Consider the following 17,607-nt stretch of genomic DNA (forward strand, 5'->3'; position numbering starts at 1 on the left):
CATGAGTACAAATACCGACGATCTTCGCATTACCGGCATGCGCCAGCTGCGCGCACCGCAGGAGTTGTTGCAACTGGTGCCGGTCAGCGATGTGGCTGCCGATACGGTCACCCGCTGCCGCAACGATGTGCACGACATTCTGGAAGGGCGTGACGATCGCATGGTCGTGGTGGTTGGCCCCTGTTCCATTCACGATCCGGATGCCGCGCTGGAATATGCGGAAAAGCTCTCTGCCGTGAAGAAATCGCTCAGCGAGGACCTGTGCATCGTCATGCGAGTGTATTTCGAGAAGCCCCGAACCACCGTTGGCTGGAAAGGCCTGATCAATGACCCCACCATGGACAACACCTTCCAGATCAATGAAGGTCTGGAAATCGCCCGCCGCCTGCTGTCCGATATCAACGACAAGGGCCTGCCGGCCGGCGTCGAATACCTGGATCTGATCAGCCCGCAGTACATCGCGGACTTCGTCGGCTGGGGTGCGATCGGCGCACGCACCACGGAAAGCCAGGGGCATCGCGAACTGGCGTCCGGTCTGTCCTGTCCTGTCGGGTTCAAGAACGGCACGGCTGGCAGTGTGCAGATTGCCGTGGATGCCATTGGCGCTGCCCGTGGTGCACACAATTTCCTGTCCGTCACCAAGGAAGGCAATTCGGCGATCGTGCAGACTTCCGGCAACAACGACTGCCATCTGATTCTGCGTGGTGGCAAGTCGCACACCAACTACGATGCGGCCAGTGTCGATGATGCCAGTGCGCTGCTGGCCAAGGCCGGTCTGCCGGAGCGCGTCATGATCGACTGCAGTCATGCCAACTCGCGCAAGATGCACCGGCGCCAGCGCTATGTCTGTCGGGATATCTGCGCTCAGGTCAGCGATGGCGATCAGCGCATCATGGGTGTGATGATCGAAAGCAATCTGGTGGAAGGCAGTCAGAACCCCAGCAGCAAACCGCTGGTCCGTGGCCAGAGCGTGACCGATGCCTGCCTGTCCTGGGATGACACCCAGCCGTTGCTGGAGCAACTGGCCGAAGCGGTGCGAGCTCGCCGCCAGGGCTGATCAGGATCAGCCGGTCAGTGCCGTGAGCGCTGACCGGTTCTGTTAAGCCCTCCACAGTCCCGGCGGGCGGGATGCTCGAAAGAGCCGCAGCCCGGTCCTGCACTGTCAAGAAAGATTCTGGCAAGCCGATTTGCCCTGTATCACTCGACACACCGAGCATTACAGGGGTTAGTCATGGCGCGTTCTTCTGACGCACGGTTTCCGATGTCGCTGATTCGCGACAAGAACTTCCAGATGCGTCAGATTCGCAGAGTGTTGCTGTTGACGGTGTTCTTCATCGTCCAGTCGACGCTGCTGCTGGGGATCTTCTACCATACCTTTCTCGGCAATCTGGTGGCCGGAAATGCGCCCTTGCTGTTCGCTTCCGAGGACATGGGCCTGTTGTCGGAGTCGGTTCCCGATCTGGGTAGCGTGCTGGGCAAATGGGTTCTGATCATGTTGCTGATCAATGGCCTGGTCACCGGCGCCATTGCGGTCTACATCATGCGCAGGCTTGGCAATCCGATACTGGCCATTCGCCGCGCGCTGAACGAGATTGGTGATGGCAACCTGAATGTCCGCCTGCGCAGCAACGATTCCCGCGAATTCAGTGAACTGAGCGAAGCGCTCAATCGGGCGCTGGAGCAGGTGCAGGGCAAGATCAGCGAGGCGCGCGCACTGACCCGGGTGCTGGATACACTGGAGAATCAGCCGGTTCCCGAGGATGTGCAGTTGCGCAAGGCGATGCGTGAGTGTCGGGATGTTCTGAGCTATTTCGATGAGGCGAATGCCGCCGGCAACGACGACTCCATGGGGCGTGAGCAAGCCGGACAGCAGCCGCGCTAGAGAGTCTGCAGCGTGAGCATATTCGATACATTGCGCCAAATTGCGCAGGGCTGCGCCGGCTGGCGCGCCCGGGGGCTGCTGTGGCTCGTCGTGTGCCCATTGGCCCTGCCGGTGCAGGCGGCCGAACCAATGTCGGTCATGGAGATGGCGGCACAAAGTGCCTATTCGAGAGCCCTGCAGCAGATCGAACAGGAGCAATACCCGGCAGCACTGGCCGGTTTGCGTCAGCTGCAACGGCGCTTCCCGGGTTTCGAGCAGATGGCCGCCGTGCAGACGCGAATCGCTGTCCTGCAGGAATCGGCCGATGCCGGACAATCACTGCCGGTGTTCCTGCGCGCCCTGACACTGCGTGAATCCGGCGACATCGTGGCCGCACTGCAGGCTCTGAACGTGATCGCCTCGGCCGATCCGGCCGGGACACTGACCGATGATGCCCTGTATGTCACGGCCTATCTGCAGATCATGGATCGCTACGATTTTCAGGCAGCGCGCATCGCCCTGCAGACACTCGAGGCGCGCTTTCCCGAGTCGGCCTATTCGGACTCGGCCCATTATCTGGATGCCATCGCCCTGGAGCAACTGGGGGAGACACAGCTGGCGCGTGATCGATTGCTGGAGCTGCGTGCCAGACACACGGCGCTGGATCTGCCTCTGGACTTTCGCTGGCCGCGAGGCAGTGTTCTGTCGCGTTACTGGTTCGATCGAGCGGACCGACGTCTGGCCATTGTCGAGCAGCGTCTGGCCAGTGCCAGTCGAGTGGATGTGCGGCAGGAACAGGATGATGGCAAGCTGCGAATCGCCGTCAGTGTCGAGGGGATGGACTTGCAGTTGCTGCTGTTGCCCAGTCCCTTGACACGCGAGACACAATGGCTCGACAGCCATCTGACCAGTGATCTGCCGCCGTCCATCGGAGTCTTCGATGGCACTGTCGAGGGCGTTGAAGGCAGCTGGGTTCGGGTGGTGCTGGAGCAGGACTCCATCAGCGGGGTCGTCAACATGGGCGGGCGCCAGTATCGGCTGCAGCCAGGCAATCTGATCGGTACGCTCGACTATTACCAGCCAAGGTCGCGCAAGCGCGAACCCGAACCGGGGCTGCATTCCGATCTGGCAGAATCACTGCAGGGGCTGGATGCCCTGCATGCGCCTCCGGCCCAGGGGCTGGCGAATCTGGGCAGCAGATCCCGCAGCATCCAGACTGACATGCGTGCCGTACCCGTATCGATCGTGGTGGATAGCCAGTACGACCGCTACTACGGTGGACGGGGCATGTCGAATGCGCTCAACAACCTCAATGTGGCCGATGGGGTCTATCGCGAACTGGGTCTGGCACTGTCGCTTGACGAAGCCATGACACTGACTGCGGAGGCGGATCCGCTGGATCTGGGGGCGGTGACCCTCGAGAGCATATTGCGCTCCTTTCGTGACTACCGACTGCAGTACAAGACGCTGTTCGAGGACAGTGCGCTGACCTATCTGTTCACCGGCAACCCGAAGACCGATGTGACGCTGGGATTGGCCTGGATCGGTACCGCCTGCCGGCTGGACGGCTATGATGTGGGGGTGACCACTCCCAGTACATTCGGCGATGTGCTGCTGAGCCATGAGCTGGGTCATTCGCTGGGTGCGCTGCACGATACGGACACGGCGTGCGATGACAATGCCCGGTCTCTGATGTGGCCCAACATCTCGGAACGGACCGATGCCGAGTTCTCCAGCTGCAGTCGCAGCGATGTGCTGCAGTCACGTACGCGCAATTGCCTGTTGAACAGTGTTGATCTGCAGCTGGCAGCAAGCTCGGCGGGCAGCAGTCTGTTGTTCGAAATCCGCAATCCCGACACTGGTCTGACGCTGGACGCGCAACTGATCATCGAGACCAGTGCGCCGGATCAGTTGCTGTGGCCTGCCGGTTGTCAGGTGCAGACACCAACGAGTGCCATGTGCCACATCAGCGGGCTTCTTCCCCAGGAGTCGCGGAGCCTGAGTCTTGCCGTCAGTGATGATTTCCACGGCAGCGATGCACCCGTGACGGGGCAGTTGCTGCCGCTGGGTGTGCTGGAGCTGCAGGACGCCGACAATACGGCCACCGTGTCGCCGGCAGGTGGTGTCAGCCAGGCGCATCTGAACGTGTCGAACCCGGCCGTCGATCTGGCCTCGGTCCCGGAGGGCGCCGAGGTGTCAGCGAACAACCCCGGGCAGGGGGCTGCCAATGCCGGCGGTGGCAGCCTCACTGTCTGGCTGTTGCTGTGTCTGTTCGGATGGCGGGTTCAACGTGGCTTGATGACCGCGCTCGGATCCTCGGGTCGGATGCCGAGCTCCAGCGTCAGTTCCCGGGTCTCGAATTCGGTTGTCTGAGCGGGGTCCATGGTGCTGCTGATGAACTCACCTCGCAGGATCGTCAGCGAGACCGGTGTGCCTGGCGGCTCTATCGATATGGCAAGCAGCAATTGAGTGGCGTTGAATACCGGCTGCCCGTTGATGGCGGTAACGATATCCATGTCCTGCAGTCCGCCACGACTGGCCGGGCTGTCTGGCAGTACCTGCTTGATCATGGCGCCCGGACCGATATCACGGGCCAGTTTCGGGAACAGGCTCAGCTCTTCGACAGCGACGCCCAGCCAGCCGCGTGCGACCGACCCGTGTTCGATGATTTGCGGTACCACCTGGGCGAGCAGGTCGGCCGGAATCGAGAAGCCGATACCGACCGCTCCGGTATCTCCCCTGAATACCGCCGTATTGACACCGACCAGCTGACCATAGGGGTTGATCAGTGCGCCGCCGGAATTGCCCGGGTTGATGGCGGCATCGATCTGTACGAAGTGTTGCCAGACGCTGCCGCCAGCCACGCGGCGGTGAGTGGCGCTGACGATACCCTGTGTAACGGTCTGACCCACGCCGAAAGGATTGCCGATGGCAAGCACCACATCGCCGACCCGCAGGGGCGGGGCATCATCCAGAGGCACATAGGGCAGATTGCTGGCAGCGACGCGTACCACAGCCAAGTCGGTTTCGCGATCGCTGCCAATCAGCAGCGCCGGATAATTGCGTCCATCACTGAGCACGACGCTGATCCGATCGTGCCCCTCGACCAGGTGAAGATTGGTCAGCACCACGCCGTCGGCATTGACAATGACCCCCGATCCCTGACTGATGGGATTGCGAGTACCTGTCGTCGCATCGTCGCTGGAGGACGTGGCATACAGGCTCACCACCGAGGGGGCCACCTTCATGATGCCGTCGTGATAGCTGACCACACCCGTGCTGGGCATGCCGTTGTAGGGGGTTGCAGCGTTGCCGGGAATACTGGAGTCGTCGGTCGCCACGGCATTGCCGCTCGTCGGGCCGGAGCCGGGAATGCTGTCCCCGACCTTGCTCACCTCGTCGGGGTACTGCCCGGATTCGGTGACAACGACCGGCAGATCGATATCCGGCCAGGGTCTGCCAGTGGTCCACCACCAGCCGATGACGACGCCAAGGACGGCGCAGAGCAGAAAGAACTGAGCCTTGCCCCTCAACGGAGATCACTCCGGTCGGGCAGGCGGTTTACTGGCAGATTGTTTGCTTTCACGGACGGTATGTTAGCGGCAAAGAGGCCGCCTTGCTGCGTCTGGAAGCAGCTGTTGCCGAGGGCTTTGTCTTCCCGGACTCAACTTGGTACGCTCAGCGCTCGTATACCGCCAGCACAATCATATCCTTGTGATAAAATCAGGGGTTGTCAGTGGCCCGCAAAATGCTCCTTGCCAGGGTTGTTGTTGCGCGGACCGCGAAAAAGTTCACTTTCAGCTGCATGCTGCCCGGGCGTTGCAGACTGCCACGAATTCGATTTACCTGGAGATATCGCATGAGTGCGAATGACCGGAAGAGCTCTGCCACGCACGTGACGGCGGATGGCTCTTCTACTAGTAATCCGGCCGCTGTGGACTCGTCTGTCGCCGAGCATGTGGCTGATCCGAAGCGTCGGCGCCTGTTGGTGCAATGTGCGTCTGCCGTTGGTGGACTGGGTGCCGTTGCTCTGGCCGTACCGCTGATTGGGTCAATGTCGCCGAGTGCCAGAGCCAAGGCGGCGGGTGCGCCGGTTCAGGCTGACATCAGCAAGCTGGTTCCGGGGCAACTGGTGACGGTAGAGTGGCGCGGCAAGCCGGTCTGGATTGTCAGCCGCACCGAAGAAACGCTGAAGCATCTGGAAGCGGACACCGAAAGACTGTCGGATCCGGCCTCGGAGGTCGAACAGCAGCCTGCCTATGCACAGAACGCCGCGCGTTCCATCCGCCCGGAAACCCTGGTCGTCATCGGTATCTGCACACATCTGGGCTGCTCGCCCAGCTATCGCCCCGAGATCGCACCAGCCGATCTGGGCGCCGACTGGGACGGCGGTTTCTTCTGTCCCTGTCATGGTTCCAAGTTCGACATGGCGGGTCGTGTCTACAAGGGTGTACCGGCGCCAACCAATCTTGAAATTCCTCCGTACAGGTTTGTCGATGACAACACGATCATCGTGGGTGAAGATTCAGGAGTAGCGGCATGAGTGCGAACCTCGACAAGCAGGGCGGCGGTGTACTGGGCTGGATCGATGAGCGATTTCCGCTCACCAAGATGCTCGAAGAGCACATCACCAAGTACTACGCCCCGAAGAATTTCAATTTCTGGTACTACTTCGGTTCTCTGGCGCTGCTGGTGCTGATCATCCAGATCGTGACCGGTATCTTCCTGACCATGAACTACAAGCCGGATGGCAATCTGGCATTCACCTCGGTCGAATACATCATGCGTGATGTCAACTTCGGCTGGCTGATCCGCTACATGCACTCCACCGGCGCGTCCATGTTCTTCGTGGTGATCTACCTGCACATGTTCCGGGCCTTGCTGTACGGCTCCTACAAGAAACCGCGGGAACTGCTGTGGGTGTTCGGCATGCTGATCTATGTCGCTCTGATGGCCGAGGCCTTCATGGGCTATCTGCTGCCATGGGGACAGATGAGTTACTGGGGCGCACAGGTCATCATTTCCCTGTTCGGCGCCATTCCCTTTGGCATCGGTGATGCACTGACCATCTGGCTCAAGGGTGATTACATCGTGTCCGATGCCACGCTGAACCGCTTCTTCGCCCTGCACGTCATCGCCGTGCCCCTGGTGCTGGTCTTCCTGGTGGCCGCGCATATCATGGCACTGCACGAAGTGGGCTCGAACAATCCCGACGGTGTCGAGATCAAGAAGAACAAGAACGCAGAAGGCATTCCGAAAGACGGCATTCCTTTCCACCCGTATTACACCGTCAAGGATTTTCTGGGTGCCGTGGTCTTTCTGATCGTGTTCTTTGCCATCGTGTTCTTTGCCCCGGAGATGGGCGGCTACTTCCTCGAACACGCCAACTTCGTACCGGCAGACCCATTGAAGACCCCTGAGCACATCGCACCGGTCTGGTACTTCACGCCGTTCTACGCCATCCTGCGGGCCGTACCCGACAAGCTCGGTGGTGTCATTGCCATGGGCGGCGCCATCTTCGTGCTGTTCCTGTTGCCCTGGATCGATCGCAACCCGGTCAAGTCGATTCGCTACCGCTCCACGACCTACAAGGTCCTGCTGTTCACCTTTGCCACTGCGTTCGTCATTCTCGGTTACATGGGCATGCAGACGCCTACACCGGTAGGTACCCTGATTGCTCGTATCTGTGCCTTGATCTACTTTGGTTATTTCATCGCCCTGTTCTTCATCAGTCGAAACGAGAAGAACAAGCCGGTACCTGAGAGGGTTACATCGTGATCGGACACAACGGTTCGCAGCAACAGACAAGGCGGCAGGCGCAGTTGGAAGCCGCTCGTTTACAGACGAAAAGAGGACGTGTGAAGGTGCTCAGCAGAACAGATTTGCAAACCGGCAAATACCAGCGTCTGCTGGTTCTGACCACGGCTGCGGTTCTGGCTGCCGGTTCGCTGCTGTATGTGGGCCAGTCACGGGCGGCATCGGTGGGGGTGCAACTCGAATCACCCCGGATCGACCAGAGCAATGACAAGTCTCTGCAGCGCGGTGCCCAGGCATTCGTGAACTACTGCATGGGCTGCCACACGGCTGACTACCAGCGTTACAGCCGGTTTGCGCAGGATGCCGGACTGTCCGAAGAAGACGTCATGGAGAATCTGATCTTCACTACCGATGAGGCCGGTGAGCGCACGAAGGTGGGTTCCTTGATGGTCAACAACATGACCAGCGAATACGGCAAGCAGGCGTTCGGTGTTGCACCGCCGAACCTGGCGCTGACTGCTCGTTCTCGTGGCGTGGACTGGATCTACACCTACCTGAAGTCGTACTACGTGGACCCGGGAATTGCCACCACTGGCGTCAACAACCTGGTGTATCCGGGTACTGCCATGCCTCATGTGCTGTGGGACCTGCAAGGTCTGCAGACACCTGTCTATGGCGAAGAAGTCCATGGTGCACGGCCCATCACCGGGCTTGAGCTTGCTCAGGAAGGCTCCATGTCACCGGATGAGTATGATGATCTGATTGCCGATATCACGAACTTCATGGCCTACATGAGTGACCCGATCAAGGAAACTCGCCACCGTGTTGGCATGTACGTCATGTTGTTCCTGTTCCTGTTGCTCGGCATAGCCTACATTCTCAAGAAAGAGTACTGGAAAGACGTCGTATAGCCATTGCGGTAAGGCGTTGACAGCGATGGCAATGCTGCACTGGCATTGTGATCCGATACGCATGGGCCATCGCTGGATGGCCCATCGTGTTCACGAAGAGGATTTCCATTGACTGCGAGCGCTAACCGACATTCCGCCATGGTGTTGTATTCGGATGCATCGAGTATTCACAGTCATCGGGTCAGGCTGGTTCTGGCGGAAAAGGATCTCGTTACCGATGTACGACATCTCGATCCCGGCAAGCCCGATGAGGAATTTTCCCGATTGAATCCATCGGGCCATCTGCCGACACTCATCGATCGTGAGCTGCTGCTGTACGATGCCCGGGTCATCATCGACTACCTGGACGAGCGTTATCCGCATCCGCCGATGATGCCGGTCGATCCGGTTTCCCGGGCCAGAACCCGTCTTGCCTTGTACCGCATTGGCGTAGACTGGTACTCTTTACGGCCGGATGCCGTTCGGCAGGACAAAAATCCAGACGAGGCGGCAGCCATGCTGGCAGAGTCTCTGGTGGCTGCCAGCGACGTGTTCGCTGCCATGCCGTATTTTTTCAGTGAAGAATATTCGATACTGGATGCAACGCTGGCGCCGCTGTTGTGGCGTCTTCCGGCTTATGGCATCGTATTGCCTGAAGCAGCTGCACCGGTCATGCAGTATGCCAGGCGCATGTTTGCGCGCCCGGGTTTTCAGGCCAGTTTGAGCGTTGTAGAACGCGAAATGGAGCACTCATGACGTCCAGCCGACCGTACCTTATCCGCGCTCTGTACGAGTGGATTGTGGATAACGGATTCACACCCTACATGCTGGTGGATACTTCCCTGGAGATGGTGGAAGTGCCCCGCGCCTTTGTCGAGAATGGTCGCATCATTCTCAACATCAGTCCCGAAGCCACCCACAGTCTTGTGCTCGGCAATGAGGCGGTGACCTTCAACGCCCGCTTCAGTGGCACTGCCATGGATGTCCATGTGCCTGTAGTCAGTGTATTGGCCATCTACGCGCGCGAAAACGGACAGGGCATGATGTTTGGAGAACAGGATGATACAACGCCACCAGACCCGAATCCCGACGGTCCCGGCAAGCCGGACATTGACACGGCGCCCAAGCCACCGGCGGAGGCCAAAAGGCCGAGTCTGAAGATCGTCAAGTAGGATCGGAATCTGGCGAAACGCTGGAGAGGAACTATTCTGCCTCTGAGAAGAAAGTCTCAAAACCGTGCGTGTTACATGGTATTCATGTTCACAGGTGATATGATTTTTCGTTAGTTCGGCAGACAGGGTTGGCAATGATCTCATTGCGGTTCTGATGTGCCGGGGCACAACTTGCGACCATCAGGATGATTCTCATGCAAGCCAGTCTGCACGATTACGTTGAGGCCTTGCTCAAGGCAGATTCCTTCGAGACGGCCTTTGATATCTATCAACAGGAAGTCGTTCGCCTGGGTTTTGATGGCGTTCTGTACAGCATCATTCCGCAGGCCATCATCCAGACCGAATTCCAGATCAATCCGGTCTATATCGTATCCAGTGGCTATGAGTCGGCGTTCCTGGATCACTACCAGCAAGCACAATTCTTCAAGTACGACCCACTCATCGTGGCCTTGCAGGAAGGGACTCGGCAGACGCTCGACTGGGACGGTGAGATAGCCAGCGACTATATCCTGCGTAATGCTGTCAGTCGCGAGATCATGGAAGTGGCCCGCAGTTACGGTCTCAGACACGGTCTGACCATTCCTCTGATGTCGGATGAGCGCGGTGTGGCTGCGGCGTCCATCGTCAGTCGCGAAAGCAGTGGGTTCGAAGCGCTCAAGCAGGCTGCCTTGCCGGCACTCGAGACTCGGACCACTTTGTTTCACAACCGGGTAATGACCACACCGGATTTTTCCAGCACCTTCTCGAAACCGCTTCTCGATACATTCAACACCAAGCAGTTGGGGTATGTGCTGGGTCTGGCTTCCGGTTTGTCGACAGAGGATATCGCCTATTCCCTGGGCACCTCGGTGGGTTATCTGGAGCAATCCATGCTCAAGCTGCGGCGCAAGTTGTCGGGTGTCAGCGAGTTCGATTCTGCCTCGGTGAATCGCAACCAGATCATGTACACCGCCGGTTTGCTGCATCTGTTGCGCGATGACGTCCTGAAGCGGGTTCCACCTTTGCGCGAGCGGCCGGGCAAGTCGAAAAAGTCTGGCAAGACGACGAAGTCAAGGAAAGCCGCCTCCAGCTTCTGAGTGTCACGCGGTGCTGCTCGGCCAAGCTGGATGGCAGGATCATTCTTCTACGGCATTGATGACCCAGAGCACCTGATGAGAATGCCAGCACTGCTGCAAGGGCGTGTTTTCATCGGCAGGGGATAGTGCCAGTACGTCTATTCGGGCTGGCGTCATGTCGTCGGCATGTTGCTGCAACCAGGCATTGGCGGTTCGCCGCAGCTTTCTCTGCTTGCGAAAATCGACGCTCTCCAGAGCGCCACCGAATTGCTGCCGGGATCGGAATCGCACTTCCACGAACACGACGGTACGTTCGTCCGGATGCTGCATGATCAGGTCGATTTCGCCGACCCGCCGATGATAATTCGCCTCGATGAATCGATAGCCATGGTGTTGCAGCCATGAGCGTGCCAGATTCTCGGCAATGTTTCCCTGATCCCGTGTCTGCATTGCAAGGCCTCCCTGCCTTGTAAGTCCGCTTGAACGGATGGGGCGTCCAGCCCCGTCAGTCCTGTCTGTTGTCCCGGCTGTGTCTGCGGCTTCCTGCCAGCGATGGCAGGTCTCGATCAGTTCCTGATGCTGCCAGCCCGAATGGATGGCAGTGGCGGTGCGTCGACGCTCTCCACCGGTGTGCTGATGCCGTCCATGTACTGGGCCCAGTCCAGATAACGCCGGATATGGCCTTCCGGGCTGAGTTCCAGTGCCCCTGTGTAGCCCTGCAGGCGCTCACCGCGCGTCAGGCTGTCAAGGTTCGAAACCAGTGTCCAGGCGTCCGCGCCCAATGCATAGAGTTTGGCATAGGCTCCATCGGCAGACGGGAAGTTCTGCTGAATGCTCTGGTACAAGGGGTCCTGTTGCATGGATTCTCTCAGAACCCAGGGGGCATCCGGATAGAAGATGGAGTTCAGATCCTGATTGTTCTTCTGGTCATCACTCAGGGAGGCTACGCGAGAGGTGCCCAGCCGGGTGATGTCGCGGGCGTGGAAAAAGTCCAGCTGCGGTCGCACGGAACGAGCCTGTTCGGAGGTGATCGCAAGAAAGACGACATCGACATCGTTGCGGATGGAGGGCTCGAAGAACAGTTTTTCTCCTATGGTGCTGCTGAGCTGGCGGAAGCGGTTGTCACTCTTGTCGATGGACAGTGCCTCCCTGATCTGTGTCGAGTAGTCGTAGCTGTCGTCCGGCAGCACGGCGACATGCACGACGTCGCCGCCATACAGGAACATGGCATCCTGAAAGGCGCGGGTTTCACGATCGCCGCGTGAGTCACCGGTCTGCAGCACGATGGCATTTTTCAGGCCCAGGCCGATGGCTCGAGAGGCCGCTGCCCGGGCCTCGTCTTCCGGTGCCAGTCCGAACTGGATGATGTTGCTGGTGTTCCCGCGCAGACCCGAGGATTCCACGGTATTGAGTGTGATGGTCGGAACCGGCACTTCGCGTTGCGACACGATGGCCGCCACTGCCTCCTTGCGTAGTGGTCCGATAACAGCATCAGCGCCGTCCTTGATCGCATTGTCGTAGGCGGTGCGAACATAACCGGTGTTGTCACCGACATCGTAGAAACGCAGTATCGGAGTCGGCCTGGATTGGCCGGACTGCTCGTAGGCGGCGACGATGCCATCGCGAATGGCAGCGGCGACCGTCGCGGTATTGCTGCCTGACAGAGGCAGCAATACCGCCACCTGCGAGACCGGCTGGCCATCGGTCTGCATGTCGAAGCCGTTGGGTATGAACAGGGCGTTCACGAATTCGGGGTTGGCGGGATGAACGGGGAAACGTTCCTGCCACAGCTCGACGCCGTCGCGTTGTTTTCCGGTATCGGCGCCGGCGGAGGCATGCATCAGGGCCAGTTCGATCCAGCCCTGATAGACATCGCCCCGCACGTTGGTGGTCATGCTGCGCAATGTGTCCTGCGGCTGAGCGGTGAGAAGCTGCCAGATCTGCTCATGACCTCGCTGGATGATGTCTGGATTGTCTATCTGGTTTTCCAGCTCGATTCTGGCTATCAATTCGTTGTCCGGATCGTCCAGCAGGTTGTAGGCCTGGGCGCGTGTTTCGTACAGGCGAGCCCGCTGGAAGGGGCTATCCATGAACTCAGGGTCCGGCAATGCTGCCAGCGCCGCTTCGGCTTCGCCATTGAAGACGTGATTCTTGGCAACGAGTATGTCGCGCCGCTGCATCAGTTCGGCCGTCGCCAGATCGGTCGGTACCTGGGCCAGTCGCAACGCGCCTTCGGTGCCCAGATTGCGATCGAACAGGATTTCGGCCGCCAGCAGCAGGTAGTCCTGCTGTTGCTCGGCATTGCGGCTACGGGCGGCCCGTTTGCTGTAGATGTCGGCGGCGGCAACCGGTTGTCCCAGTTGCAGCTGCCGCCGTGCGGCAGGGTCTGTTATTCTCGCATTCATCGGGCTGTCAGCCAGCGGTGCTCCGGCAGGGGTGACGCAGCCGGTCAGAATGCCGGCCAGAGCGCTGGTCAACAACAGCACCAGCGTCAGTCGGACACGGCTTCGCACAGGGTGTCGCAGGCTTGTCAGGTCAATCATGTCGTCGGAGAGTACTCTTTACATTGTGGCAACGCCCATCGGGCATCGTGACGATATGTCGGCCCGCGCGATCCGGATCTTGCAGCAGGTGGATCGGATTTACGCGGAAGATACTCGGCATAGTTTACCCCTGCTGCGCCATCATGGCATCGAAACCCGCGTCTGGACGCTGCATGAACATAATGAAGAGGCTCGATCTGCCACGGTCATCGAGCATCTGACAGCCGGGGCGTCCGCGGCACTGATCACCGATGCCGGTACGCCGTTGATCAGTGATCCGGGTTTCAAGCTGGTCAGAGCCTGTCAGGCGGCAGGTATTCGGGTATCGCCGATACCGGGCGCCTGTGCCGTGACCGCCGCACTCAGCGTCTCCGGCCTGCCTACCGACCGCTTTCAGTTTGTCGGTTTCCCGCCTGCTCGCAGTGCTGCCCGGCAGAGCTGGTTGCAGGCATTGCAAGCGGTGCCGCATACGCTGGTCATCTATGAGTCCCCGCACCGCATCGTGGACAGTTTGCGTGACATGGTCGCCCAGTTCGGCGAGCAGCGGCTGGCGACTCTTGGGCGGGAGCTGACCAAGCGCTTCGAGACGCTGATTCACGGCAGTTTGTCGCAGGTACTGGAACGTGTCGAGCACGATGCCAACCAGCAGCGCGGCGAATTCGTTCTGGTCGTCGCCGGGCAGACTGAGGATGGTGCTGCGCAAGGCTCTCAGGCCCTGGCTGTTGATCTGGACAAGACGTTGTCAGTGCTGTTGCCACATCTGCCGGTAAAGACTGCGGCCAAGTGTGCTGCAGAGTTGTGTGCCATTACCAAGAAACAAGCCTACGATCGCGCCCTCAAGCTGCAGGGACGGTGATACCATCCGCGCTGGAGTTGGCCAGGTCATCGCTGTCAGACGTCTGCGCAAGCAGGTCGGATGATGGAGGAAAGTCCGGGCTCCACAGGACAAGGCGCCAGGTAATCCCTGGGGGGCGTGAGCCTACGGAAAGTGCAGCAGAGAGCAAACCGCCTAAGTAACGAGACTGCCGCAAGGCATGCTGGTTACCGGTAAGGGTGAAAGGGTGCGGTAAGAGCGCACCGCGTCGGTGGCAACATTCGACGGCATGGTAAACCCCGTCTGGAGCAAGACCAAATAGGGGAACGTTGGCGTGGTCCGCGCTGTTCCCGGGTAGGTCGCTTGAGCGTCATGGTGACATGACGTCTAGATGAATGATGATCCTCGACAGAACCCGGCTTATGGCCAACTCCTTTTTCTGACGAATCATGCCTCATTGGCTGCGCTTGCTGGCAGTCGCCTGCAGCGCCCCTAGGCCGCGTGCTGCTGTTCGCCGGCCTGCACCTCCGGCTGGTCGGGATCTGTCTCCGCCGTCGCGCCCTCGCTGTCACTTTGGTCGACATCCTCCCCGGCAGCCTCGCTGGATGCCGGCAGTTGCTGGCTCAGTTCGGTCAGTTGCTGGTCCAGCTCCTGGAACTCTCTGGGGATGACGTACAGGTAGTGGACCAGCTTCTCCACCAGTTTCATCAGGGCTTCAGCGGTCTCCGGCGAGGCCGGGTCGGAGTTGGCGAGCAGCCGATCCAGAGGCTCTCCCTTTCTCAGTGATGCTGCCAGCTTCATCAGTGGTTCGTCCAGCCCCACGGCAGGCAGTGAGTCCTGCACGGTCTTGAACAGGCTGGAGTGGCTGTTGCCCTTGGGCAGAAAGCTGGTGAATATCGAGTCCAGGGTCGACTTGACCATGACCCGGGTGGCCGTGTGATTCCCGGATTGGAAGACATCCTGAGTCGAGGCGCAGTACTGCAGGGCATTGTCCGGCAGCAACTCGCTGATGGCAGACAGGTTCAGGCGAGATTCCGAGGTCGGCAGCATGTACAGGGAGGCGGGTTCATCCTCCACATTGCCATCGGTCAGGGAGCTCATGTGAGTCATCCAGAAATGCGTGACCAGATTGCAGGAGGGACATTCCGACGAAAATGCCAGTGTGTCGCGCTGCGCATCGAAGTGTCGGCGCCGGGTGGCGAATGCAACGTTCATGTGACATCCCGGGCAGGTCGTGTTGATCGAGACCGGGTGGGACACCTTGTTATTGCTCGTCGTGATCCATCGCTTGACGTTCTCTAATTCTATTTCCTTCACAGTCCATTCTCGCCAGTTTTCTTGGTTCCGTATCCGTCAGTACGGCGGTATGGCTGATTCCTGAATCGAAATGAAACAGGGTTTTGTTCGGGTGATTTGTGACGCGATTCCGATTTTGGAAACGTGTCAGGTGACGCTGAACCGGCTCTCTGGTCCTTGCCGTTTCGTGGATAGCGTTGGTCGTCAAGGGCAGGTTTTTCGGCTCTGCAGCGTGCGATCAACGGGAGTTTGGAGCTGTGCTCGTGGCGGCAGACAGGCAATTGCAAACTTTCTGCAACGTTCGTCTAGGGGTGCGAGTAAATGTGGACCAATTCTCCCTTCTTCTCACCTCAATTCTGTGAAACACTTGTAAGTCATTGATATTGCTATATGCCTTTCGCGTAACATAAATATACCGCTTTGCAAGTAAAAACATGGACTTAGCGCCTGTTTTTCATTGACCGTGCAGTGCAGGGGTCGTATAGTGGGGCCCAGTGCCATTTGGTGGTGAAAAGTGGGTTTTTTGGCAACACAACATGCGATTTCGGGGCATAACAAAATTGAGTGTTGACGCCAAGGGACGCCTCGCAATGCCCAAGAACCACCGGGACAATCTGGAAAAGAACGCCATCAGTGATCTGGTCGTCACGGTGGACAACCGCTCCGCAGCCTGTCTCCTGATTTACCCGATGGCCATATACGAGGAAATCGAGCGCAAGCTCATGGAACTGCCGAATCATTCGGCGGAAGCGCGAAAAGTCCAGAGACTGTTCATCGGTTATGCAACCGAGCTGGAACTGGATGCCACGGGGCGGATGTTGCTCCCGGCCGAGCTCAGGGAATACGCGGGAATAGGTCGCAAGGCTTTCCTGATTGGTCAGGGCAACAAATTCGAGTTGTGGGATGAGCAGGCTTGGGAGCACGAGTGTGAAAAATGGAAGCAGGAAGAATCTGATCCGAATTCCGCCGACGCGCCGGCTGAACTGCTGAATATCTCCTTCTGATGGTTGCCAGCGACAACAAGGCAGTGGCAAGTCACGTCCCCGTGCTGATGCACGAGGCCGTCGATTTTCTGGCGCCGATCGCACAAGGCAAGTATGTGGACGCCACTTATGGGCGTGGTGGTCACAGTGGGTACCTGCTGTCACGGCTCGGAGAAGCCGGTCAGTTGCTGGCTCTGGATCGGGATCCGGAAGCCGTTGCAGATGCGCATGAGCGGTTTGCCGGCGAGTCGAGGTTCTCGATCTGTCAGGCCAACTTCGCTGACATGCGGGACGTGCTGCAGAAGCAGGGTTGGTTGGGGGAAGTGGACGGGTTGCTGATGGACCTGGGTGTGTCATCGCCGCAGCTGGATGTGGCAGAGCGTGGTTTCGGCTTTTCACGCGACGGGGAACTTGACATGCGCATGGATCCGACAAGTGGAGTGTCAGCCGCGCAGTGGCTGGCAGGCGTAGACGAGGGTGAGCTGGTGCAGGTGCTGAGAGAGTACGGAGAAGAGCGATACGCACGGCGCATAGCCGGTGCGATCATTGCCGCGCGTGCTGTCGAGCCCATTCTTCGCACGGGGCAGCTGGCGGAGATCGTGAAGGCTGCTCATCCGCGCTGGGAAAGGCATCATCATCCGGCGACGCGCAGTTTTCAGGCGATCCGCATTCGTATCAATGGCGAGCTGGATGCCGTATCGCAGGCCTTGAGCACGGCTGTTGACGTACTCAGGATCGGTGGTCGTCTGGCGGTCATCAGTTTCCACTCGCTGGAAGATCGGCTGGTCAAGCGGGCTCTGCGCAGCCCGGTACCGGATGCACGCATACCGCGGCATCTGCCACAACCGGCGGTTGATACGCACCCCTGGAAGCTGGTCGGCAAGGCCATCAAGGCCGGCAAGGATGAACTGGCAGACAACCCGCGGGCGCGCAGCGCAGTCCTGCGGGTGGCGGAGCGTGTGGCATGAACCGAATGGCACTGACACTGGTATTGCTCACGGCGCTGTGCTTCTGCTCGGCCATGATGGTGCTGTATTCGAAATATCTGAGTACGCGCGCCTACATGCAGGTCAGCCAGAGCCAGAAGATCATCGACGCTCTCGACGTGCAATGGAGTCAGCTGCAGATCGAGGAGAGCACCTTTTCGGAACACGGGCGAGTTGAACGAGCCGCTCGCGATCGACTGGACATGACCTATCCGGCTCTGGACGGTACGGTCATGATCGTGCGCTGACC

The 17,607-nt window shown here is 59.2% G+C and carries 17 protein-coding genes and 1 other RNA gene; 14 read left to right on the forward strand and 4 right to left on the reverse strand.

Annotated features, from left to right (window positions below):
* The first annotated feature begins 1 nt into the window (after position 1).
* The 3 genes from ACUNV4_RS00850 to ACUNV4_RS00860 all read left to right on the forward strand — a co-directional run bounded on the left by ACUNV4_RS00850 (position 2) and on the right by ACUNV4_RS00860 (position 4,234).
* Positions 2-1,057, forward strand: coding sequence for a 3-deoxy-7-phosphoheptulonate synthase (locus ACUNV4_RS00850; protein ID WP_430876587.1), 1,056 nt, complete (start codon positions 2-4; stop codon positions 1,055-1,057).
* A gap of 174 nt (positions 1,058-1,231) precedes the next feature.
* On the forward strand, positions 1,232-1,882 hold the full coding sequence (locus tag ACUNV4_RS00855; protein WP_430876588.1) for a HAMP domain-containing protein: 651 nt from the start codon (positions 1,232-1,234) through the stop codon (positions 1,880-1,882).
* 12 nt (positions 1,883-1,894) lie between these two features.
* Positions 1,895-4,234: a M12 family metallo-peptidase gene (locus ACUNV4_RS00860; RefSeq protein WP_430876589.1), complete on the forward strand. Its 2,340-nt coding sequence runs from the start codon at positions 1,895-1,897 to the stop codon at positions 4,232-4,234.
* Here the strand turns inward: ACUNV4_RS00860 and ACUNV4_RS00865 are convergent.
* A complete protein-coding gene (locus tag ACUNV4_RS00865; RefSeq protein ID WP_430876590.1) occupies positions 4,147-5,394 on the reverse strand; it encodes a S1C family serine protease in 1,248 nt (415 codons plus the stop codon). The two genes, ACUNV4_RS00860 and ACUNV4_RS00865, sit on opposite strands and share 88 nt — an antisense overlap.
* 326 nt (positions 5,395-5,720) lie before the next feature.
* Here ACUNV4_RS00865 and petA point away from each other — a divergent pair, with 326 nt between their 5' ends.
* From petA to ACUNV4_RS00895, 6 genes are all read left to right on the forward strand, one after another.
* Complete coding sequence (petA, locus tag ACUNV4_RS00870) at positions 5,721-6,404, forward strand: ubiquinol-cytochrome c reductase iron-sulfur subunit (RefSeq protein ID WP_430876591.1); 684 nt, start codon at positions 5,721-5,723, stop codon at positions 6,402-6,404.
* Complete coding sequence (locus ACUNV4_RS00875; RefSeq protein WP_430876592.1) at positions 6,401-7,639, forward strand: cytochrome b; 1,239 nt, start codon at positions 6,401-6,403, stop codon at positions 7,637-7,639. The genes petA and ACUNV4_RS00875 overlap by 4 nt, the downstream gene beginning before the upstream one ends.
* On the forward strand, positions 7,636-8,529 hold the full coding sequence (locus tag ACUNV4_RS00880) for a cytochrome c1 (protein ID WP_430876593.1): 894 nt from the start codon (positions 7,636-7,638) through the stop codon (positions 8,527-8,529). The genes ACUNV4_RS00875 and ACUNV4_RS00880 overlap by 4 nt, the downstream gene beginning before the upstream one ends.
* Before the next feature lie 138 nt (positions 8,530-8,667).
* Positions 8,668-9,264, forward strand: coding sequence for a glutathione S-transferase N-terminal domain-containing protein (locus tag ACUNV4_RS00885; protein WP_430877396.1), 597 nt, complete (start codon positions 8,668-8,670; stop codon positions 9,262-9,264).
* Positions 9,261-9,680 carry a ClpXP protease specificity-enhancing factor gene (locus tag ACUNV4_RS00890; protein ID WP_430876594.1) on the forward strand — a complete coding sequence of 140 codons (420 nt, stop codon included), beginning with the start codon at positions 9,261-9,263 and terminating at the stop codon, positions 9,678-9,680. Before ACUNV4_RS00885 ends, ACUNV4_RS00890 begins: the two co-directional genes overlap by 4 nt.
* A 194-nt stretch (positions 9,681-9,874) precedes the next feature.
* Entirely contained in the window at positions 9,875-10,756 is an 882-nt protein-coding gene (locus tag ACUNV4_RS00895; RefSeq protein ID WP_430876595.1) for an autoinducer binding domain-containing protein, read from the forward strand.
* Between the two features lie 39 nt (positions 10,757-10,795).
* Here ACUNV4_RS00895 and ACUNV4_RS00900 read toward each other — a convergent pair whose 3' ends face one another.
* Positions 10,796-11,185: a YraN family protein gene (locus ACUNV4_RS00900; RefSeq protein WP_430876596.1), complete on the reverse strand. Its 390-nt coding sequence runs from the start codon at positions 11,183-11,185 to the stop codon at positions 10,796-10,798.
* Positions 11,186-11,301: 116 nt separating this feature from the next.
* Positions 11,302-13,278: a penicillin-binding protein activator gene (locus ACUNV4_RS00905; RefSeq protein ID WP_430876597.1), complete on the reverse strand. Its 1,977-nt coding sequence runs from the start codon at positions 13,276-13,278 to the stop codon at positions 11,302-11,304.
* Between ACUNV4_RS00905 and rsmI the strand changes: the two genes are divergently transcribed.
* Together rsmI and rnpB are read left to right on the forward strand one after the other, a co-directional pair.
* Positions 13,277-14,134 (forward strand): 16S rRNA (cytidine(1402)-2'-O)-methyltransferase, encoded by an 858-nt coding sequence (gene rsmI / locus ACUNV4_RS00910; RefSeq protein ID WP_430876598.1) that lies wholly within the window; start codon positions 13,277-13,279, stop codon positions 14,132-14,134. The genes ACUNV4_RS00905 and rsmI overlap by 2 nt on opposite strands.
* Positions 14,135-14,147: 13 nt before the next feature.
* Positions 14,148-14,530, forward strand: an RNA gene (rnpB, locus tag ACUNV4_RS00915) — RNase P RNA component class A.
* 54 nt (positions 14,531-14,584) lie between these two features.
* Here rnpB and ACUNV4_RS00920 read toward each other — a convergent pair.
* Positions 14,585-15,307 carry a hypothetical protein gene (locus tag ACUNV4_RS00920; RefSeq protein ID WP_430876599.1) on the reverse strand — a complete coding sequence of 241 codons (723 nt, stop codon included), beginning with the start codon at positions 15,305-15,307 and terminating at the stop codon, positions 14,585-14,587.
* A gap of 617 nt (positions 15,308-15,924) precedes the next feature.
* Here ACUNV4_RS00920 and mraZ point away from each other — a divergent pair.
* From mraZ to ftsL, 3 genes are read left to right on the forward strand one after another with little or no spacing between them, the layout of a single operon-like run.
* Positions 15,925-16,392, forward strand: coding sequence for a division/cell wall cluster transcriptional repressor MraZ (gene mraZ, locus ACUNV4_RS00925; protein ID WP_430876600.1), 468 nt, complete (start codon positions 15,925-15,927; stop codon positions 16,390-16,392).
* Positions 16,392-17,339 carry a 16S rRNA (cytosine(1402)-N(4))-methyltransferase RsmH gene (gene rsmH / locus ACUNV4_RS00930; RefSeq protein WP_430876601.1) on the forward strand — a complete coding sequence of 316 codons (948 nt, stop codon included), beginning with the start codon at positions 16,392-16,394 and terminating at the stop codon, positions 17,337-17,339. Before mraZ ends, rsmH begins: the two co-directional genes overlap by 1 nt.
* The gene (gene ftsL / locus ACUNV4_RS00935; protein ID WP_430876602.1) at positions 17,336-17,605 is read left to right on the forward strand and encodes a cell division protein FtsL; all 270 of its coding nucleotides are present in this window, start codon (positions 17,336-17,338) and stop codon (positions 17,603-17,605) included. Before rsmH ends, ftsL begins: the two co-directional genes overlap by 4 nt.
* The last annotated feature ends 2 nt before the right edge of the window (positions 17,606-17,607 follow it).

The sequence above is a fragment of the Granulosicoccus sp. 3-233 genome (assembly GCF_052681095.1).

What these genes read in the sequence shown, in the direction of transcription:
- rsmI (WP_430876598.1), top strand. Translation starts at nt 13,277, where the DNA reads ATGTCGTCGGAGAGTACTCTTTACATTGTGGCAACGCCCATCGGGCAT.
- ACUNV4_RS00905 (WP_430876597.1), bottom strand. Translation starts at nt 13,278, where the DNA reads ATGATTGACCTGACAAGCCTGCGACACCCTGTGCGAAGCCGTGTCCGA.
- petA (WP_430876591.1), top strand. Translation starts at nt 5,721, where the DNA reads ATGAGTGCGAATGACCGGAAGAGCTCTGCCACGCACGTGACGGCGGAT.
- ACUNV4_RS00855 (WP_430876588.1), top strand. Translation starts at nt 1,232, where the DNA reads ATGGCGCGTTCTTCTGACGCACGGTTTCCGATGTCGCTGATTCGCGAC.
- ftsL (WP_430876602.1), top strand. Translation starts at nt 17,336, where the DNA reads ATGAACCGAATGGCACTGACACTGGTATTGCTCACGGCGCTGTGCTTC.
- mraZ (WP_430876600.1), top strand. Translation starts at nt 15,925, where the DNA reads ATGCGATTTCGGGGCATAACAAAATTGAGTGTTGACGCCAAGGGACGC.
- ACUNV4_RS00885 (WP_430877396.1), top strand. Translation starts at nt 8,668, where the DNA reads ATGGTGTTGTATTCGGATGCATCGAGTATTCACAGTCATCGGGTCAGG.
- rsmH (WP_430876601.1), top strand. Translation starts at nt 16,392, where the DNA reads ATGGTTGCCAGCGACAACAAGGCAGTGGCAAGTCACGTCCCCGTGCTG.
- ACUNV4_RS00920 (WP_430876599.1), bottom strand. Translation starts at nt 15,307, where the DNA reads ATGAACGTTGCATTCGCCACCCGGCGCCGACACTTCGATGCGCAGCGC.
- ACUNV4_RS00895 (WP_430876595.1), top strand. Translation starts at nt 9,875, where the DNA reads ATGCAAGCCAGTCTGCACGATTACGTTGAGGCCTTGCTCAAGGCAGAT.
- ACUNV4_RS00900 (WP_430876596.1), bottom strand. Translation starts at nt 11,185, where the DNA reads ATGCAGACACGGGATCAGGGAAACATTGCCGAGAATCTGGCACGCTCA.
- ACUNV4_RS00875 (WP_430876592.1), top strand. Translation starts at nt 6,401, where the DNA reads ATGAGTGCGAACCTCGACAAGCAGGGCGGCGGTGTACTGGGCTGGATC.
- ACUNV4_RS00890 (WP_430876594.1), top strand. Translation starts at nt 9,261, where the DNA reads ATGACGTCCAGCCGACCGTACCTTATCCGCGCTCTGTACGAGTGGATT.
- ACUNV4_RS00850 (WP_430876587.1), top strand. Translation starts at nt 2, where the DNA reads ATGAGTACAAATACCGACGATCTTCGCATTACCGGCATGCGCCAGCTG.